At 33.2% G+C, this 18,740-nt stretch carries 19 protein-coding genes, 13 tRNA genes, 1 rRNA gene and 1 other annotated feature; of the genes, 4 read left to right on the forward strand and 29 right to left on the reverse strand.

The features are described 5' to 3' along the window. Positions 1-97: 97 nt before the first annotated feature. From AC1RP1_RS03520 to AC1RP1_RS03530, 3 genes are all read right to left on the reverse strand, one after another. Entirely contained in the window at positions 98-457 is a 360-nt protein-coding gene (locus tag AC1RP1_RS03520) for a hypothetical protein (RefSeq protein WP_481761167.1), read from the reverse strand. A 322-nt stretch (positions 458-779) separates the two neighbouring features. Continuing rightward, positions 780-1,103, reverse strand: coding sequence for a hypothetical protein (locus AC1RP1_RS03525; RefSeq protein WP_481761166.1), 324 nt, complete (start codon positions 1,101-1,103; stop codon positions 780-782). 114 nt (positions 1,104-1,217) lie between these two features. Continuing rightward, complete coding sequence (locus AC1RP1_RS03530; RefSeq protein WP_481761165.1) at positions 1,218-1,664, reverse strand: universal stress protein; 447 nt, start codon at positions 1,662-1,664, stop codon at positions 1,218-1,220. A gap of 104 nt (positions 1,665-1,768) precedes the next feature. Here AC1RP1_RS03530 and AC1RP1_RS03535 point away from each other — a divergent pair, with 104 nt between their 5' ends. The 4 genes from AC1RP1_RS03535 to AC1RP1_RS03550 all read left to right on the forward strand — a co-directional run bounded on the left by AC1RP1_RS03535 (position 1,769) and on the right by AC1RP1_RS03550 (position 3,130). After that, on the forward strand, positions 1,769-2,293 hold the full coding sequence (locus tag AC1RP1_RS03535) for a GNAT family N-acetyltransferase (RefSeq protein ID WP_481761164.1): 525 nt from the start codon (positions 1,769-1,771) through the stop codon (positions 2,291-2,293). 114 nt (positions 2,294-2,407) lie between these two features. Next, positions 2,408-2,656, forward strand: coding sequence for a hypothetical protein (locus AC1RP1_RS03540; RefSeq protein ID WP_057973335.1), 249 nt, complete (start codon positions 2,408-2,410; stop codon positions 2,654-2,656). A 103-nt stretch (positions 2,657-2,759) separates the two neighbouring features. Further along, a complete protein-coding gene (locus AC1RP1_RS03545) occupies positions 2,760-3,038 on the forward strand; it encodes a hypothetical protein (protein WP_409022736.1) in 279 nt (92 codons plus the stop codon). Between the two features lie 8 nt (positions 3,039-3,046). Next, positions 3,047-3,130, forward strand: a tRNA-Leu gene (locus AC1RP1_RS03550). An 822-nt stretch (positions 3,131-3,952) separates the two neighbouring features. Here the strand turns inward: AC1RP1_RS03550 and AC1RP1_RS03555 are convergent. The 26 genes from AC1RP1_RS03555 to rrf all read right to left on the reverse strand — a co-directional run. After that, on the reverse strand, positions 3,953-4,201 hold the full coding sequence (locus AC1RP1_RS03555; protein WP_481761163.1) for a hypothetical protein: 249 nt from the start codon (positions 4,199-4,201) through the stop codon (positions 3,953-3,955). A gap of 330 nt (positions 4,202-4,531) precedes the next feature. Beyond that, positions 4,532-4,726, reverse strand: a complete 195-nt coding sequence (locus AC1RP1_RS03560) for a hypothetical protein (protein WP_481761162.1) — start codon at positions 4,724-4,726, stop codon at positions 4,532-4,534. Beyond that, positions 4,726-4,884: a hypothetical protein gene (locus tag AC1RP1_RS03565; RefSeq protein ID WP_481761161.1), complete on the reverse strand. Its 159-nt coding sequence runs from the start codon at positions 4,882-4,884 to the stop codon at positions 4,726-4,728. Before AC1RP1_RS03565 ends, AC1RP1_RS03560 begins: the two co-directional genes overlap by 1 nt. A 110-nt stretch (positions 4,885-4,994) precedes the next feature. Next, complete coding sequence (locus tag AC1RP1_RS03570) at positions 4,995-5,363, reverse strand: hypothetical protein (RefSeq protein WP_481761160.1); 369 nt, start codon at positions 5,361-5,363, stop codon at positions 4,995-4,997. Beyond that, the gene (locus tag AC1RP1_RS03575; RefSeq protein WP_481761159.1) at positions 5,336-5,845 is read right to left on the reverse strand and encodes a hypothetical protein; all 510 of its coding nucleotides are present in this window, start codon (positions 5,843-5,845) and stop codon (positions 5,336-5,338) included. The genes AC1RP1_RS03570 and AC1RP1_RS03575 overlap by 28 nt, the downstream gene beginning before the upstream one ends. Before the next feature lie 151 nt (positions 5,846-5,996). After that, positions 5,997-6,677: a hypothetical protein gene (locus tag AC1RP1_RS03580; protein ID WP_481761158.1), complete on the reverse strand. Its 681-nt coding sequence runs from the start codon at positions 6,675-6,677 to the stop codon at positions 5,997-5,999. Between the two features lie 137 nt (positions 6,678-6,814). Then, a complete protein-coding gene (locus AC1RP1_RS03585) occupies positions 6,815-7,585 on the reverse strand; it encodes an ATP-binding cassette domain-containing protein (protein ID WP_481761157.1) in 771 nt (256 codons plus the stop codon). 436 nt (positions 7,586-8,021) lie between these two features. Continuing rightward, the gene (gene pepV, locus AC1RP1_RS03590) at positions 8,022-9,419 is read right to left on the reverse strand and encodes a dipeptidase PepV (RefSeq protein WP_481761156.1); all 1,398 of its coding nucleotides are present in this window, start codon (positions 9,417-9,419) and stop codon (positions 8,022-8,024) included. A gap of 169 nt (positions 9,420-9,588) precedes the next feature. Beyond that, entirely contained in the window at positions 9,589-10,302 is a 714-nt protein-coding gene (locus tag AC1RP1_RS03595) for a pseudouridine synthase (protein WP_481761155.1), read from the reverse strand. 13 nt (positions 10,303-10,315) lie between these two features. Continuing rightward, positions 10,316-11,965 (reverse strand): putative polysaccharide biosynthesis protein, encoded by a 1,650-nt coding sequence (locus AC1RP1_RS03600; RefSeq protein WP_481761154.1) that lies wholly within the window; start codon positions 11,963-11,965, stop codon positions 10,316-10,318. A 154-nt stretch (positions 11,966-12,119) separates the two neighbouring features. Beyond that, complete coding sequence (gene leuS / locus AC1RP1_RS03605; RefSeq protein ID WP_481761153.1) at positions 12,120-14,534, reverse strand: leucine--tRNA ligase; 2,415 nt, start codon at positions 14,532-14,534, stop codon at positions 12,120-12,122. 56 nt (positions 14,535-14,590) lie between these two features. Beyond that, positions 14,591-14,796, reverse strand: a binding site (T-box leader). Positions 14,797-14,824: 28 nt separating this feature from the next. Next, on the reverse strand, positions 14,825-16,288 hold the full coding sequence (locus tag AC1RP1_RS03610) for an MDR family MFS transporter (RefSeq protein ID WP_481761152.1): 1,464 nt from the start codon (positions 16,286-16,288) through the stop codon (positions 14,825-14,827). 63 nt (positions 16,289-16,351) lie between these two features. Then, positions 16,352-17,539: a methionine adenosyltransferase gene (gene metK / locus AC1RP1_RS03615; RefSeq protein ID WP_481761151.1), complete on the reverse strand. Its 1,188-nt coding sequence runs from the start codon at positions 17,537-17,539 to the stop codon at positions 16,352-16,354. A 76-nt stretch (positions 17,540-17,615) separates the two neighbouring features. Beyond that, positions 17,616-17,688: transfer RNA gene (locus AC1RP1_RS03620), tRNA-Asp, on the reverse strand. 2 nt (positions 17,689-17,690) lie between these two features. Then, positions 17,691-17,764, reverse strand: a tRNA-Met gene (locus AC1RP1_RS03625). A gap of 12 nt (positions 17,765-17,776) precedes the next feature. Next, a tRNA-Glu gene (locus tag AC1RP1_RS03630) sits at positions 17,777-17,848 on the reverse strand. A 13-nt stretch (positions 17,849-17,861) separates the two neighbouring features. Further along, positions 17,862-17,949 (reverse strand) — tRNA-Ser (locus AC1RP1_RS03635). 12 nt (positions 17,950-17,961) lie between these two features. Further along, a tRNA-Ile gene (locus AC1RP1_RS03640) sits at positions 17,962-18,036 on the reverse strand. A gap of 11 nt (positions 18,037-18,047) precedes the next feature. Then, a tRNA-Gly gene (locus AC1RP1_RS03645) sits at positions 18,048-18,118 on the reverse strand. A gap of 17 nt (positions 18,119-18,135) precedes the next feature. Continuing rightward, positions 18,136-18,208: transfer RNA gene (locus AC1RP1_RS03650), tRNA-Phe, on the reverse strand. 6 nt (positions 18,209-18,214) lie between these two features. After that, positions 18,215-18,287, reverse strand: a tRNA-Asp gene (locus AC1RP1_RS03655). A 5-nt stretch (positions 18,288-18,292) separates the two neighbouring features. Then, a tRNA-Val gene (locus AC1RP1_RS03660) sits at positions 18,293-18,365 on the reverse strand. Positions 18,366-18,387: 22 nt separating this feature from the next. Beyond that, positions 18,388-18,459: transfer RNA gene (locus AC1RP1_RS03665), tRNA-Glu, on the reverse strand. Positions 18,460-18,468: 9 nt separating this feature from the next. Then, a tRNA-Ser gene (locus tag AC1RP1_RS03670) sits at positions 18,469-18,557 on the reverse strand. Between the two features lie 17 nt (positions 18,558-18,574). Then, positions 18,575-18,647 (reverse strand) — tRNA-Asn (locus AC1RP1_RS03675). Positions 18,648-18,664: 17 nt separating this feature from the next. Continuing rightward, positions 18,665-18,740 (reverse strand): 5S ribosomal RNA (rrf, locus tag AC1RP1_RS03680); the annotation flags it as partial.

Below are 18,740 nucleotides of genomic sequence, written 5' to 3' on the forward strand. Positions count from 1 at the left end.
TATTATGACTATATGTGTTTTTGATTCTTTTGTCAAATAATTTTCTAAAAAAATATCCCCACTGTCATCTAATCAACAGTGGAGATATCATTAAAATTCAATTTTTGATTAAATAGTAATACATGAATTGACCAGGAGCAATTAGGATTAACCCTGCAAATTGCATGACATAAATTAATAAGCGCGTTAAATTTTCAGTTGATACTTTACGTGTATTCATTTCTTGTCTAGAGTGTGGTTCCTCTACCTCGTCAATTTTAACTTTTTGCACTAATTTTTTATTTAATCCATTTAACTCGAGATTATATGGATAAAAAGTTAAAAAATTCAAAATTAAATAATAATTAATTAATAACCGCCAATTAGATGGACCTATCAAATTTCCAATTGCTAAAAGAATAATTAAAGACGCTAATCCCTTTAACAAGGAAATTGAATAATATTTAAATCGTTTCACAATAACCCTCCAGGAATTTCGCTTAATTTTAGAATATCATAGTTACTTAAAAACATTGATGCTCAGTAAGAATCTTTACTATTTATTAACCATTAATTTAAAAAATCTGTTTTACCATGCTAAACTACTTTTTATAAAGTTAGTCATCTGGATGGCACCACTACACATACGAAATTCTCTCTAAGATCAGCTAACATGTCACAACATTTATTCATTTAAAAAAAATAAGCCTTTCCCAAATATTAAGTTCCTCAAAAATTAGGTTACTTATACCTAACTTTTGTGAATTCTTTAATTTAAGATATAGACTTTTAATGCAACATTAATTATCTAATAATAACAGCTTATTGACTCTTATTCTTGAACGATTCACAGCAATCATTGTTACAACATAAAGTGTTACAAAATAACTCGTTTCTATTGTTGTTCCAATAAAAGCGCAAACGAGAGCTAAAAAGAACATTCCATTGCCAAGGACTTGCCATTTTCGTTTCTCAATTGCGTAGTCTGCTAATATTTTAGTCTCTTCAGGACCTAGTGAGTCCACAGTTCTAACATTAGCTTGACGCACTTTAGTTAATTGTAGAGACAACTTAACATTATAAATAATCAAAATTGCCATAACTAAATATAAACCTATTTCCACCAGTACCCCTTCTCTCTTTTAATCTAATATGACTATTTTTTAATTCATTTTTACTTTATACTGAGTTAGTCCTATAAATAATAAAAGAGTTGCTAAATTACGCAACCCTCTTTATTATTTAACAACTAAGACATCACAAGGTGCTAAACGAGTAACGTAATTTGTAACTGCACCCATTAACATTCTTTCCACTGCCTTCAAGCCAGATTGACCCATGATAATTAAATCTGAATGATGATCTTCAATAAAATCTTTGGCAATTACTGTTTTAGGACTACCAAAACGAATATGAATATCAACATCTGTAAACCCATTTTTTACAATATCTTCTTTTAATTCATTCATATATGCTTCTGTATCTTCAAAAGTCTGATAGACGATTGAACCGCCCCCATCCATCATTCCTGAAAAACTTACAGAAAATTGACGCGTATCAATTACGTTTAAAATATCTAAATGTGCATGGTTTGCTTTAGCACTTTCTACTGCACGCTTTAATGCTTTTTCAGCTGAATCTGATCCATCAACTGGGACTAAAATATTTTTATATTCTTGTTCCATATTTGCCACCCCATATCTTTTATTTGTAGTTACAGTATATCATTAAAATTGTATTAGATGTTAGCGTTTTACCTACAAAATTTGAAATAAAGAAGGTTTTCAGTATGTTATTAAAAAGGATTTCTATTTTTAGTGCCCCCTACGTGGTTCGAGAGTTAACCGAAAAAGATCTAACTCAAATGTTAGAATTAGAAAAAAGTCAATCTACTTACCTAAAACTCCAAGGTAAACAAGATTTAGCCATTGAAGAAATAAAATCTGATTTAACTTCGATCCCGTTGTCAGTTAAAAGTGATCAAAAATGGACACTGGGCTTCTTCAAAGCAGATAAATTAGTAGCTATGATTGATTTTTTAACAGATTATCCTGAAGTTCAATCCGTTTGGATTGGTCTATTATTAGTTTCGAAAAACGAAGAACAACAAGGTATCGCGACACATTTATTAAAAGCCCTGCTTAAATCTTTTAAATCTGAACAGTTTACCAATGTACAAACGCTGAAATACGAACAAGAAGAAGTAAATCAAAAATTATTGGAAAAATTTAATTTCACTGATAAACAATCGCTAATCTTAAAAAGCCCTGATGGAGTCGACATCCCTGCAATACTTTCAAAATTAGATTTATAAAGCAAAATTATTATCTAATTCTCTTAATAACATTTTTATCTTTTTTCATTTCCTATGATTTTAGTCATCTAGGTGTTATGATTAATATAGTAAGAAACTGGAGGAAGAAAACATATGAGCAAAAATTTATTAGCAGATCTTGAGAAAAACTTCATCACAAGCGATGAAACTTCTAAAACATTTAAGGTTCCAAGCAAAAAGGAAGATCTAACAATAAAGATTGACAATGATATTTTTGAAAAAGTTTCTAAAGATGACGAAAAATTAGAACGTTTAATCAAAAATTTACTTAAATTCAGTTCAAAGAGTAAGGCTAAAGAATTAATTTCAATTAATAAACGTAACTACCGTATCTTCATGTAACCTACAAAACTAGCCTAGTTGAGACTAACTCTTGAGGCTAGTTTTTTTAATCCTTGTCAATCTAGCATTTTTATCTTAAACTATTACTCAAGGAGTGATTTATATGTTCTTAACAACCGGAGATGTTAACCGTTCTTATGCTATTAAAGGCATCGTTAATGCGACAGCCAAGATTGTACTAGAAGCCGATGAAATTGATCGTGTAGATGATTTTGATACCTTATATGATCGTGTCCAAGCAGAACTAGCAGAACGCGCAATTAATAAAGGTGGCGACGGGATTATTAACGTTCATTTCGAACCACAAACTGTTCGTGTAACGATTGCCCCAAGATTCTTAGTTTTACATGGCTACGGTACTGTTATTGAGTTTTCAAAGTAATTTATTTTGCGCTTGTGGCGGAACTGGCAGACGCGCAGCGTTCAGATCGCTGTTTGGGTTTCCAAGTGCAGGTTCGATTCCTGTCAGGCGCATTGTTATCATTGATATACCATCGTTTAACCAACTTTTATGTGGTTTTTGTGTGGTTAACATCTAATTTACCGTATATATTGATCCAATTCGTATTTATTTACGAGTTGGATTTTTTAATTAATAAAATGAATATGTTTCATATACTATTTAAAAAGGAGAAAAAATACTATGACTTATTTACAATCTTTCGTTGCGACTTTACCAGCCATTTTTGCTGCCTCCGCCGCAATATTTAGTGCTATTTCTTTCTCACAACAGCAATAAAATAAGTAAGCGTCAAGAACAATATGAAAGGCAAAAAAATATTATTCAAATATCATCGCGTATTACGGCATCTGCTAGTTCTTACTCTACTGAAACAGGGATACCTCAGGTAACCATTACAAACTATTCAAATTATGTTATTCATGATGTTATCATCATTCCTACTATGAATGAAAGTTCTGTCGTGTTACCTGATTTTAAGCAGTTTTTTAAAAACCACAATGATTTTGGTACCCCTAGGATTCTCGCCTTAGCAAGTGAACCAATAACGATGAGCTATCCGTTACCTGATATGGGCATGTCTAGGCACTGTGTATATTGTATCGTCTATACAGACCCGTTCGGTAATTATATATATACAGACAGGAAAGACCTACCTCATACAGACCCTGATATTTATACCAAGCTAATAAAATATGGTAGATCAATACCTGATTTAATACACTCTGTTTAACAAAAAAGCAAACTCCTTAATTATTAAAGAGTTTGCTTTTTAAATTATCTAATCAAATAAAAAATTGTAGAAATGTTCTTCTACAATTTTTTCTCACGTTAATTTATTTTTTTAATCTTTTATATATAAATAAATAGCCTAGTTCATAGATGATAAAAGCACTCACAATATAAATCTCATTCAAGCCAGTACTTTTTCTATAAGGTATGGCTACAACCATTACTATTAATATTATTACGTACGTAACAAGAATAAAATAATCTAAATGATGTCGTTCTAACCATTGGCGTGAAGGAAAGAAAACTGTTATTAATATCGCGATAATTGCCCAAAAAATAGGTTGTATTTGCATTAGTTCATCTCCTTACAGGTAAATAAAAACAATCGTATGTGCTGTCCAATAAGCAACTGTATCATTAAAATGTAAATGTTTAACTAATGCTTTTCTCATTCCAGTTTCTATCTTTCCTTCAAAAATATATTAAATAACGTTGATACACATTCATATCTACGCTTTATTTATGTAGTTGTTTAATGTCTAAGTTTTAAGACTAACTTATCGTAGTAATTATACTACATACTCAGTATAGACACTAAACTATTCAGTTTGTTGTCTACCTACTTTAGATAAAAAACAAGGGGATCAGAAATATATCTGAATACCTTGTTTTTTATCATACATTTATTCTTTATCTTTTAATTTTTTTTCTAAATTCAAAACTTTAACAATTGTTATGTTTAGTAATTCTTCCCTAATTTTAGTTATTTCATACGATAATTCAAGCAATTTATTTTTAATATTTAAAAAATATACAAATTGTACGATAAAGATTAAAAATAATACAAATAAAATAATAAATAAATTAGGCTCGCTCATTATTTATCTCCTCTAAATTCTTTTAATCTATCTTTTTCTTTCTCAATCTTTTTATTACCATTATTTATTGACTTTTTTATCCTTACTATAGAAAGAGTAAGATATAAATTCATCATAAACACAAATAATAACACCGTTAGCATTGCTGGAATTGCCATCTATATTATCTCCTATATTCTTTATTCTTGTGGCAATGTATCAACCAAAAGTCCAAAAGCAGCAACTGCTGGAGCTGCTACTAATAATTCTGGTATAGAAGCAACAAACGCTACAGCCATGATAACCGCTGACCAATAACAATCCATGCTCCGACAATTTCCAATCCACTAACTATATCATAAACATAATTATACGAAACTTCGGGATATATGGGACTAACCACTGGTTGCTTATAATAAATTTCAATCGTATCTGATATTTTATTACTTTCATCACCCTCTGTATATGATTCATTATACGTTATCTTCATACCAATTTGCCAAGGTTCTTCTGCCCTTGTTGCAACTCCCATTATTAACATCCCGTTTTGGAGATTACCCGCAATACGATTAACTATTCCCATGGTATCTAAATAATTAATAACACCATATTTAATCTTCATTATATCAGCTATATCATTTTGAAAAGAACTCTCCATTTACCATTGTGAATGGTAAATGGAGAAGATGAATTTCCTGTCTCTACACTCCAACTATCTTTAACTGTAAGCCATGCATCTATCCCTGGAAGAACCGTAGGACCATATGTTTTTCCCATTTCAAATGTTATATCTTTAAAAGAATTTAACATTTGCACTGATTTAATAAATCGATGTGTCACCTTATTTACAGATATATCCTCCGATACATCAAAATTCTTACAGCCTAAATCCTTACCTGATGAAGAGACTTGATCAATATCAACTCCACCATGCGTATATTCAGTAAATTGATCAAAGTCCCAACCCTCAGGCATTGGGAACCCTAAGTTTCCACTCCATCCCGTTGACATATTTGAAACATAGAAATTATTTATTTTGTTTCTTTTAGCGTGTAAACATATGTTTCTCGTTCCATAAATACCATCGCTAGGTAGAATACCAAAATAAGCTGTATAATTTTTATTTAAATTTCGTTGCATTGAACGAATATTTTAATCGCCACCCTCGAGTATCTCTTTTTGATTTGTTTTCATCCTCTATTTATTAATTTTCTTTATAATCAACTCTTTGAAATTAGCAGAACTGATATTAACATATAGGTAACATAAGGTTCTTTTTTTCAAATTAAAATCAATCTTTATGATAAACATTTGTAAATATTGAAATAATTATTAGTAGTATTCCAAATATAATCGTTATAAGTATAGCTTGCAAAAAATCAGAACTAATTCCTAGTGACGAGAACAAAATAGAGTTATTTCCTATCCTGATATTTTTAATACTTTCATAGCGTGCAATAGCTGCGATTTGATAACCAGGCCACAATTTTAAAGTATGCTGCATAAAAGCTGGAAGATCCCCATAAACAATATAAGTTCCTGAAAGAAAACCGGACATAGTACCAACAATTGCTGACAATGATGAAAAACTAGACGTAGTATTTAAAAAATCTGTCACCAATGAAAACAGTAAACTTGAAAATACAATTAGTAAAACATTAAATAGAAATACTACAAAAAATGTTACATTATAAGCATTATAATGATAAGTTAGAGATAGATACGCATAACATATTAATGAGAAAATAAATGTCGACACAATACCTTCCATGACTGACGTCAAAGTATACAATTGATTAATTGTACTACTTTTTATTTGACTGTTAACAATAAAATCATCTAATCTCTTATTCTTTTTATCTTCCAGTTTTTGACCAAATGCGATTAGTGTACTAGTCATTGAGACAATAGAAATCAACCCAGAAATCATCCATGTATCAATAAACTGTTCACTATGATTAATTCCAGCCAAAGAATCGACTAAATTAGAGCGAAGAAAAAATATATAAATTACAAGACTTATAACCATACCTAAAAATGAAAAAAAGATACCAACTTTATCTTTTATGAAAATTAGAATGTTTCTTTGAATAAACTGTTTATTCATCCTTAAATTCCTTCCTCCATATTTTTAAATAAGTCAGTATAGGTTGCCTTTCTTATTTCAAAGTTTTCATTTATCAAATGATTATCTTCAATAAATCTCACTGCTTCTGCAGACGTATTAAAATACCTATCATCTTCAGTTTTATTCAAAATTAATTTAACTTTTGAAATTTTATTCATAAATGTAACCATTTCTCCAAAATATTTAACAGTTCCATTTGATACGAAAATAATTTTATTGGCATTTTCTAATTCGCTTAATAGATGAGTAGTAAATAACACACCACAATTATTCTCTTTTAAATACTCATCAAGATCATTCCAAATTAATTGACGTATATCAACATCAATTCCAGCTGACATTTCATCTAATAGTAAGCAATTCGGCTCTACAGCAATCGCTCTTAAATAATTAACAATACGTTTCTGCCCACCAGATAAGCTAGAATACTTTAAGGACTCATTGATGTTCAAGTTTTTCATTTTTTCCTGAATACTTTTTATTTTTTCTTTATTTTTAATTCTGAAACGTAAGTTTTGAATAACGGTCAAATCATCATCAAGAACATTGTTTTGAAAAACAGTCGCTAATTTAACATTAGTTTTAATTATTTTCCCCGTTGATGGCATTAATAACTCCATCATAATATTCAGAATGGTTGTTTTTCCTGATCCATTTAAACCAACGAGAGCAATTTTATCTCCTTGATTGAGATAAAAAGAAACGTCTTTTAGAATACTTCCTCTTGATACATTATCTACTACTAACTTCATTTGACCACCTCATAAAAGTGACTATTTTTCATTCTATCCACGAACAAATTGAATATAATCTGATACATAGTAAACTAAAAACAAACTTTGAACCAGAATTATTATAACACCATGTTAATCGCTTACATAATATTTTGAAGTTTTAATTCAAATATTGTGACGAAGACTGAAAATACGCTTCTACTGATACCATACTGTTTACTAACTTACGTCTTCAATTTAGTTCCCATTAACTATGTTTAAACGGTTTAAATTTTGTATTAAAGTGGAAATTTAATCATAAAAATACCCCTAACGTTTTTCAACATTAGGGGTATAGGTTACATTATTTTTTACAAATGATTACATATTAACGATACTTTAAAGATGATAAATCTTTTAAAAAAAGCCATCCTAAATGTATATTAGTATCATACAAGTATATAAAATTAATTATTTACTTGATCAATTCGTATATTCCTTCAGCATATATGGCAGCAGCTTTCAGCACGTCATCTAAAGGAATAAATTCATTGGCCTGATGCATTGTATCAGGTACACCTGGGAACATTGCACCAAAAGCAACACCACGTTTTAGGAGACGACCATACGTCCCACCACCAACGACTAAACCTTCAGCTTTTTCGCCAGTTTGTTTCGTATAAACACCTAATAATGTTTTAACCAAAGGATCTTCTGGTGAAACGTAATGAGGTCCTTGTAACCTACCTGCTTCAATTACAACATTCATTTCATTTGTTACATTTTCAAGACCACGTTTAATATCTACTTCCGTCATACCTTTAGGGAAGCGGAAATTCAAGGCAATTTGTCCACCTTTATCAGCTTTAAATGTGAAAATTCCAGAATTCATCGTTAAATCGCCCATGATATCATCAGTGAAGGCAATACTAAAGTTGTTCATACGTGAATCTCTGTGTAAGTAATCAGCAGCCAAACGAAGATAGTTAGCAGCATCCCCACCAAAATTAAATTGGTTCAAGAATAATGCCAAGAAAGTTCCGGCATTTTCTCCATTTTTAGGTTCTTGTGCATGGGCTGCTTTTCCTACCATCGAGATAGTCACAATATCATTATTGCGTTCCATTTTACCTGTAACAATATTAGCAGCAATAAAATCGTTAAATACTTCTTCCATCTCAGCGCCGTCTTCTGTTTTAATAACAGCTTTAGCATCGCGAGGAACCATATTTTCACGGAGGCCAGCATCAAATTCAAGCAATTGATCCTTATCTCCATTTGATCCTTTAAAGTTTAAGAAGTAAGTAATATTTCCCTTTTCACCATTAATGATTGGGAAAAATGCATCTGGTGAAAATCCAAAATCAGGTTCAGGCATATTTTCAAGGTAATGAGTCATTCCTCTCCAACCACTTTCTTCATCCGTTCCAATAATAAATCGAACTTTTTTAGAAACTGGTAATCCTAATTCTTGAATGATTTTTAAACCATAATATGCAGCCATTCCTGGTCCTTTATCATCTGAGGCACCGCGAGCATAAATTCGACCATCTTTCACGACTGGTGTGAATGGATCAGTATCCCAACCGTTACCAGCAGGCATAACGTCAACGTGAGCTAAAATACCTAACGTTTCATCCCCCTCACCAAATTCGATATGTCCGGCTAAACCATCAAGGTTTAATGTTTCAAAACCATCACGCGTTCCAATTTCTAAGAATTTATCTAACCCAGCTTTAGGTCCTGGACCTAAAGGTGCTTCAGTTGTTGCAATTGATTCATCACGAACACTTTCAATTTTTAACATTGCAAATAAATCTTCTAATAAGGCGTCTTGACGCTTTTCAACTTCTGCTTTCCAATCTATACTCATTTGAATTCCTCCTAAAATATTAGTAAGCCCATTTTATCACAAAATTTTAATAATCGGTATTTAAAAGCGTATTCAGTTAGATATATTGATAGACCTTACTACTCAATAAAGGAACATCAAAAACAAATAAAATAATAAAAAATTGCTGGCTAGTTACGCCAACAATTTTCTATTTGATTGATTCAATTTCTTCATCTGTTAAAGCACGATAGCGGCCTAACGATAGCGTTGGTTCTAACTCTAAAGTAGCCATTTTTTTACGTTCAAGTCTGATAACTTTCATACCGATAGCTCCAAACATTCGTTTGATTTGATGATACTTACCTTCAGTAATCGTAATTAAAACTTCTGAGATATTTGAATCACTATTATAAGATTCAACAATTAATTTTGCAGGTTTAGTTTGCATCCCATCTTTTAATAGCAATCCGGTTTCAAATTTAATCACATCGTCAGTAGTCACTTGCCCATCAACTTTAGCAAAGTACACTTTATCGATATGATGTTTTGGTGACAACATCTGATGACCTAATTGTCCATCATTTGTAATAAGCAATAGTCCAGTTGTATCCTTATCCAACCGTCCAACTGGAAATAAATCATCCCGATAATCGACGCTATTGAACAAATCCATCACTGTCTTTTGTTTCCTATCTTTAGTTGCCGTTAACACACCTGCTGGTTTATTTAAAAGATAATAATAATATTTTTGATAGTGAATTACATCACCATCTACCTGAATAACCGATTTTGATGGACTAACCTGAAGTTTAATGCTAGTGATTAACTCGCCATCAACAATCACTTTCTTCTGTTTAATAATTTTTCGAACATCACTTCTTGTACCAAATTGCGTTTCCGTCAAAAATTTATCAATTCTCATTTTAAATTAAACCTCACTTAATTCTCAATCTACGGCGTAATCCAGCAACCCGTTCGCCCAATATTTTGTCGGCTAATCTTGTTTTTAAACTGAAGTAAATATATATGTAGCCACCTAATCCAGCGGCAGCAATAATTGTGATAATTGCACTAATTCGGCTGTCTATTGGTAAAAATAGATAAGCAATTTTTACTACTATAAATGCGGTAAAAAATGTTATTAGTGCATAAAGCATCATTTTATTTAATCTTGTTTGTATTAATTTTACATTTAAATGGAACATTTTGTGTAATGAGCGAATCATTAGCCATGAACTTACGCCCATCCCGATCCCTGTAGCTGCTAATGGCCCAAAGGCACCTAACCAAGCTACTAATGGATATTGAACAATTAATTTAACTACCACTCCAACGACAAAATATATAATTGCTTTTTTATTTTGATAAACACCTTGTAAAATAGCAGAAACAACTGTGAATAATCCTAAGAAGATTGATTCATACGCTGAAAATTGTAAAACATAGATTCCAACTGGATCATACCCATAGAAAACAACATATAGTGGGTGAGCAACAGCTGCCATCCCTAAGGCACAAGGTAACATTACGAAAAAGAACAATTGTAAGGTGTCAGAAGTTTGTTCACTCAAAGCCTTTTTATCATTTCTTGTATATGCCTCAGATAATAACGGAATAGCTGTAATAGACATGGCAGACGCAATAGAAATAATAATCATAACTAATTTATTAGCATTAAAACTAAATAATGCCCACAGTTCATTTTGAATCGTTCGTGAGTAGTTTGTAACATGGCTCATAATACCAAAGAAGGTATACTGATCAATCAATCCAAAAATCGTAATGGCAGCGCCAATAATAATAAAAGGAATAGATTCCCTGATAACTTCTTTAATAATTTGTTTGGTAGAAATTGTTAACTTATTATCACTATTGGCAACTAATCGATCCAATTCTGGTTTTCGACGATAAAAATACCATACTAAAACTAGCATTCCGCCTAAGGCCCCAATAAAAGCCGCAAAAGTTGACTGCGTTACACCTGTAATATAACTACCATGACTAATTTTCATGATGATAAAAGTTGCGGCAAGCATATAAATAACTCGAGCAATTTGTTCAAAGAACTGTGAAATTGCTGACGGAGCCATTTCCTGATAGCCTTGAAAAAAGCCTCGTATTAAACTCATCATAGGAATAATCAATAATGCCCAAGATAAGGATCTAAAGACTGGAATCACATTCTTATCACCACTTGTAATGTATGGTGCGATAATCCATAATATTACTGCACAGACTACACCCATAATCGCCATTAAAGCCATCCCATATTTAAATAGGCGTCTTCCAATACCATATTCATTTTGTGCATTGTAATGCGCAACCTGCTTAGCTACGGCTGAAGGAACACCAGCAACAGCAATCATTAAGAAGAAACTGTAAACGTTATAACCCATACTATAAAGTGCATTAGCTTGTAATCTATCTGGTCCCAACCACATATTCCATGGAATAATATAAATTGCCCCTAAAACTCTTGAAAAAATACTACCAGCAGTCATCCAAGCTGATCCTTGCAACATCTTTTGTTTAGCGTCATTTTGTTCAGAAGCTGCTTGGCCCTCTACTTCGATATCTTCATCCATTACTTTTGTACCCTACTTTCTGATCATACTTAATCTTACCATTTTATAGCTTTTAAAATTCAGTTGCAATTTATTTTTTGAATTTTAACCAAAAATAAATAGGAACCACAAAATATCGATAATTTTGTAGTCCCCGTTTACTTAAATTAAAGCTTTAATTTGCGACAATATTAACTAACTTACCAGGGACAGCAATTACTTTTCGAATTGTTTTACCTTCAAGTTCTTCTTTAATTTTGTCATCATTTAAAGCCATTTTTTCTAATTCATCTTTAGTTGCATCTTTTGAAACCACGCTATGTTGACGCACTTTACCATTTACTTGTAAGACAATTTCAACTGTATTTTCAACAAGTTTACTTTCATCAAATATTGGCCATGCAGCATAACTAATTGATTCCTTATTTCCTAACAACGACCAAACTTCTTCAGCCATGTGTGGCGCTATTGGTGCAATCAATTGAATAAATCCTTCAACTTGTTCTTTAGCTAACGATTTAACTTTAAAAGCTTCATTAACAAAAATCATCAATTGTGAAATAGCTGTATTAAAATGAAGTGCTTCGTAATCTTCAGTTACTTTTTTTACTGTTTGATTATAAATCTTATCAAGTTCACCATCATTTTTATCAACAATAGCTGCGCTAATTTGATTATCTTCATCCATAATTAAACGCCAAATACGTTCAATAAATTTATGCGAACCATTTAACCCATCTTCGCTCCAAGCAATTGAGGCATCTAATGGACCCATAAACATTTCATAAAGGCGCAAAGTATCCGCACCAAAACGTTCAACGATATCATCTGGATTAACCACGTTACCTTTAGACTTAGACATTTTTTCATGATTATCGCCCAAAATCATCCCTTGATTAACTAACTTTTGGAACGGCTCTTTAGTAGGTACAACGCCAATATCGTACAAGAATTTATGCCAGAACCTTGCGTATAGCAAATGTAACACAGCATGTTCTGCACCCCCAACATAAACGTCAACAGGTAACCATTCTTCTAACTTTTTATGGTCAGCAATTTCATTAGGGTTATGTGGATCAATAAAACGAACAAAGTACCATGAACTACCAGCCCATTGTGGCATCGTATTCGTTTCACGTTTACCTTTACGCCCATTTTCGTCGACAACATTAATCCAGTCAGTTAAGTTGGCTAATGGACTCTCACCTGTTCCAGAGGGTTTAATATCCGTTGCTTCAGGTAATTCAAGTGGTAACTGATCTACAGGGACTGTTGTTGTTTCGCCATCTTCCCAGTGAATAATAGGAATTGGTTCACCCCAATATCGTTGTCTTGAAAATAACCAATCACGTAATTTATAATTTGTTTTCTTTTCACCAATGTTATTATCTTCCATCCAAGCAATAGCTTTTTCGATAGCATCAGCTTTCACTAAGCCATTTAAAAAACCAGAATTAATATATTTACCAGGTTCAGTATTTGCTTCATCAGTTATTTCAGGTCCTTCTATAACGGGTAAAATATCCAATCCATATTTAGTTGCAAATTCGAAATCTCTTTCATCATGTGCAGGTACTGCCATAACAGCACCAGTTCCATACGATGCTAGAACATAATCAGCAATCCAAATTGGTAATTTTTTACCATTTACAGGATTTATTGCGTAAGAACCAGTAAATACCCCAGTTTTATCTTTAGCTAAATCAGTTCTCTCTAAATCTGACTTAACTTCTATTTCTTTTTGATAAGCCTTAACAGCATCCTTTTGAGAATCAATAGTAATTTTATCAATTATATCTAATTCTGGTGCGACAATAATATAAGAAACACCATAAATAGTTTCAGGACGTGTCGTAAAGACATCAATTTTTATATCATCATGTTGATCGACTTTAAAGTTAACGCTAGCACCAGTTGATTTTCCAATCCAATTTCTTTGTTGCTCTTTGATGCTATCTGGCCAATCTAAATCGTCTAAATCTGAAAGTAAGCGATCAGCATAAGCAGTAATTTTTAAGACCCATTGGCGCATTGGTTTTCTGACAATTGGGTACCCGCCACGTTCTGTTTTACCATCAATAACTTCTTCATTAGCAACAACAGTTCCTAAATCAGGACTCCAGTTAACGGCAACTTCATCTTCATACGCTAAACCTTTTTCATATAATTTTTCAAAAATCCATTGTGTCCATTTATAATAATCAGGATCAGTCGTATTTAACTCACGACTCCAATCATATGAAAGTCCCAAGGATTTAATTTGACGCCTAAAATTATCAGTATTCGTTTTAGTAAATGCTTTAGGGCTATGTCCAGTATCAAGTGCATACTGTTCAGCTGGAAGACCAAAGGCATCCCATCCCATTGGATGTAAGACATTAAATCCTTGCATTCTCTTCATTCGAGCCAAAATATCTGTAGCCGTGAAACCTTCTGGATGTCCAACATGAAGTCCTTGCCCGGATGGATACGGAAACATATCTAATGCATAATAATTTTTCTTTTCAGGATCTTCAGTCGTTTTAAATGTCTGATTTGCATCCCAAAATGCTTGCCATTTTTGTTCGATTTCTTTATGGTTATATGCCATGTGTATTACTTCCTTTCTGATTATATATACAAAAAAGTCCTATAGAAGATAAACTTCTATAGGACGAATTTTCCGCGGTACCACCTATTATTCCAGTATAAAATACTGACTCTTTTTCATAACGTGAAATAACGTTCGCACCTACTACCGTTCAGTGAGAAAACTCAAGGATGAGTTCAAATAACCAACTATGTATATTTCCACTCCCATATACTCGCTGAAATAGTTAGTTACTTTACTAGTTCCTCTTAATCGTTTTATATTATTTTTAGTGTAGCAAACGAACCCTGTTATTGCAAATAATCTTTAGTCTTTTTATCGAATAAATTAATAATAATTGCAAGAATTACAATAAAAATACCTGCTATATATATCCCATGAAGACCTTGATACAAAACTTCACGTAATTTTGGTATTAAATGTTGCGGTAGTTGGTTAGCCGTTTGCGGATTAATTAAAATATCCATCATGCTGTCCTTTGTTCCAGGTGTTTTTACTATTTCCTTATGCATTTGTGTATTAAATATGATCCCAAAGACTGAAATCATTAATGTTTGTCCTAATGTACGACTTAAAGTATTAAATGATGTAGCCACACCTACGTCAGCCTGTGGTACTAAACTCTGTGCAGTAACTGTCGTAGTTGTAATGGTAATCCCAAATCCAATCCCTAGTACAGCCGAAATGATAAAGAAAAGATAAAAAGGTGTATTTATAGGCAAAGTACCTAGTGCAATGGCACCCACTAAAATAAAAAATAGACTAATCGATAAAACTTTTTTTGGTGTCCAAGCTGCCATCATACTTCCAGCAAAAAAGGAACCAGCTATCCATAAGATGGAACTGGGTGTTACTGCAAATCCTGCCATTGATGCTTTTAATCCTAATATTCCTTGAGTCCATGTTGGTATATAAACTTCAAATCCAATTAAAAATCCAGATATTAATGCTGCTACTACATTTTGAATCACAAATGTTCTATTATTAAAAAGTTTCAATGAAATAATTGGATCTTCAACTCTTTTTTCCCATTGAATAAATAATAAAAGCGACATAATAAATATAAAGAAAGAAATTAAAACAATCAGGTCTATACCATCATCGCCCCAACGTTGAAAACTATATAAAATAGATAAAATACTAAGCATTAATAATATACTGCCTAAAAAATCTATTTTTGAACTCATAATTCTTCGCTTTTCTTTGAAAAAAATTTGTATCATTGCTATCGTCACTAACCCAATAGGTAAATTAATGAAAAATACCCAGTGCCAATTAAGATGATCAACAATGAAACCACCTAACAATGGTGCAACTATTGACGCTATACCCCAAGCAGATCCGTTTAATCCCATTATTTTAGCACGTTTGTCCACAGAATAAATATCAGCAATTATAGTAAATGACACTGGCATTATAGCACCCGCCCCGATACCTTGAATAGCCCGCGAAATAATTAATGTGGCCATACTATTAGAAAATCCACAGAGAGTTGAACCAACCAAAAATATGACAAGACCAAAAATAAATACTGGTTTACGTCCTAAAACATCTGCGAGCTTACCGTATATTGGTGTCATCATGGCATTAGTTAATAAATATATTGAAAAAACCCAATTCATTAATGAAACACCATGAAGTTCACCAACAATAGTTGGCATAGCTGTTGAAACAATTGTTCCTTCAACGGCTGTTAAAAATGTTGCTACAAATATAGCAATTGTAACTAATTTTACATTTGTTTTTGAATTCATAAAGTACCTCCTAAATAAAAAATGACTCTATTAAAATGATATTTAATAAAGTCATTTTTTATTTTAATTTAATTCGTTAAGTAAACTTTTAATCTTATCTGTTTTTTCCCAAGGTAAGTCAATATCTGTACGACCAAAATGACCATATGCTGCTGTCTGTTTATATATTGGGCGACGTAAGTCTAACATTTCAATAATTCCTGCAGGCCGTAAATCAAAAATTTTACGAACAGCTTGAACTAAATCCAATTCGTCATATTTAGATGTACCAAATGTATTAATATTAATTGATACAGGTTGAGCAACCCCAATTGCATACGCAAGTTGAACCTCAACCTGTGATGCAATTTTAGCTGCAACTATATTTTTTGCAATATAGCGAGCAGCATAACTAGCTGAACGATCAACTTTTGTTGCATCTTTACCGGAGAAAGCACCTCCACCATGATGTGCATATCCACCATATGTATCAACAATTATTTTTCTTCCAGTAAGTCCAGCATCACCCTTTGGACCACCGATAACAAATCGTCCGGTTGGATTAATATAATACTTTGTATCTGAATCCAACAAATCAGGGTCAATAATAACTTTAATTACTTTTTCAATCATATCATCTTGAATTTGTTTCAATTCCGTTTTTTCATCATGTTGTGTAGAAATAACAACAGTGTCAATTCTAAATGGTTGACCTTTATCATTATATTCAACAGTTACCTGTGCCTTAGCATCAGGTCTTAAGTATTCTAATTCCTTATTTTTTCGTAAACTTGCAACACGTTGCATTAATTTGTGACTAATTGAAATCGGTAATGGCATGAGTTCCGGTGTTTCGTCTACCGCATATCCGAACATTAATCCTTGATCACCTGCACCAATCTGATCTAAAGGATCTAAATCACCGTTTTTAGTTTCTAAAGATGTATCAACACCTAATGCAATATCAGGAGATTGTTCATCTATAGCAACCATAACAGCACAATTATCACCATCAAAACCAACTTGTGAATTAATATATCCAATTTCCTTAATAGTTCGTCTTACTACCTGCTGAATATCAACGTAGGCATTTGTTGATATTTCACCAACTACAAGAACTAAACCAGTTGTTACAGTTGTTTCGCAAGCAACCCTAGCATTAGGATCCTTTTCTAAAAGTGCATCTAATATTGCATCACTTATTTGATCTGCAACCTTATCCGGATGACCCTCTGATACCGATTCTGACGTGAATAGATGTTTTTCAGTCATTTTTATCTCCTTAAAGTAAATAAAATTAAAAAAAGAACCTCAACTATAAAAGTTTAGGTTCCAATAATACCTGTGACGGTCCTAACCGGATTTGAACCGGTGATCTTCCGCGTGACAGGCGGACGTAATAACCCCTATACCATAGGACCAATTGCGGGAGCAGGATTTGAACCTACGACCTTCGGGTTATGAGCCCGACGAGCTACCAGACTGCTCCATCCCGCGATAATATTAAACTGACCCGTACGGGATTTGAACCCATGTTACCGCCGTGAAAGGGCGGTGTCTTAACCACTTGACCAACGGGTCATAACACGAAAAACGGAGAAGGAGGGATTCGAACCCTCGCGCCATTTTCACGACCTACACCCTTAGCAGGGGCGCCTCTTCAGCCACTTGAGTACTTCTCCATAAATTATTGATGGGCCTAAATGGACTCGAACCATCGACCTCACGCTTATCAGGCGTGCGCTCTAAACCAGCTGAGCTATAGGCCCAAAATCATAAAAGCGGGTGACGAGAATCGAACTCGCGACAACAGCTTGGAAGGCTGTGGTTTTACCACTAAACTACACCCGCAAAATATTATAAATAAATGGCGCAGGACAGAATCGAACTGCCGACACATGGAGCTTCAATCCATTGCTCTACCAACTGAGCTACTGAGCCATTAAACGGTCCTAACCGGATTTGAACCGGTGATCTTCCGCGTGACAGGCGGACGTAATAACCCCTATACCATAGGACCTTCGATGGAGGTTACAGGGCTTGAACCTGTGACCCTCTGCTTGTAAGGCAGACGCTCTCCCAACTGAGCTAAACCTCCAACATACACTATTTACTTTATATGACCCGTACGGGATTTGAACCCATGTTACCGCCGTGAAAGGGCGGTGTCTTAACCACTTGACCAACGGGTCAATTTGCAACGGAGAATAAGGGATTCGAACCCTTGAAACAGGAAACCCGTTTACATGATTTCCAATCATGCTCCTTAGACCAACTCAGACAATTCTCCACATTACAAAATAAAAACTCCGGCAGTAGGACTCGAACCTGCGACATCTTGATTAACAGTCAAGCGCTCTACCAACTGAGCTATGCCGGAATAAAATAATAAAAAAAGCATGGCAACGTCCTACCCTCGCAGGGGGCGACCCCCAACTACTCTTGGCGCTAAGAAGCTTAACTTCTGTGTTCG

The organism is Dellaglioa sp. CoH-56-MRSF-13 (assembly GCF_056782095.1).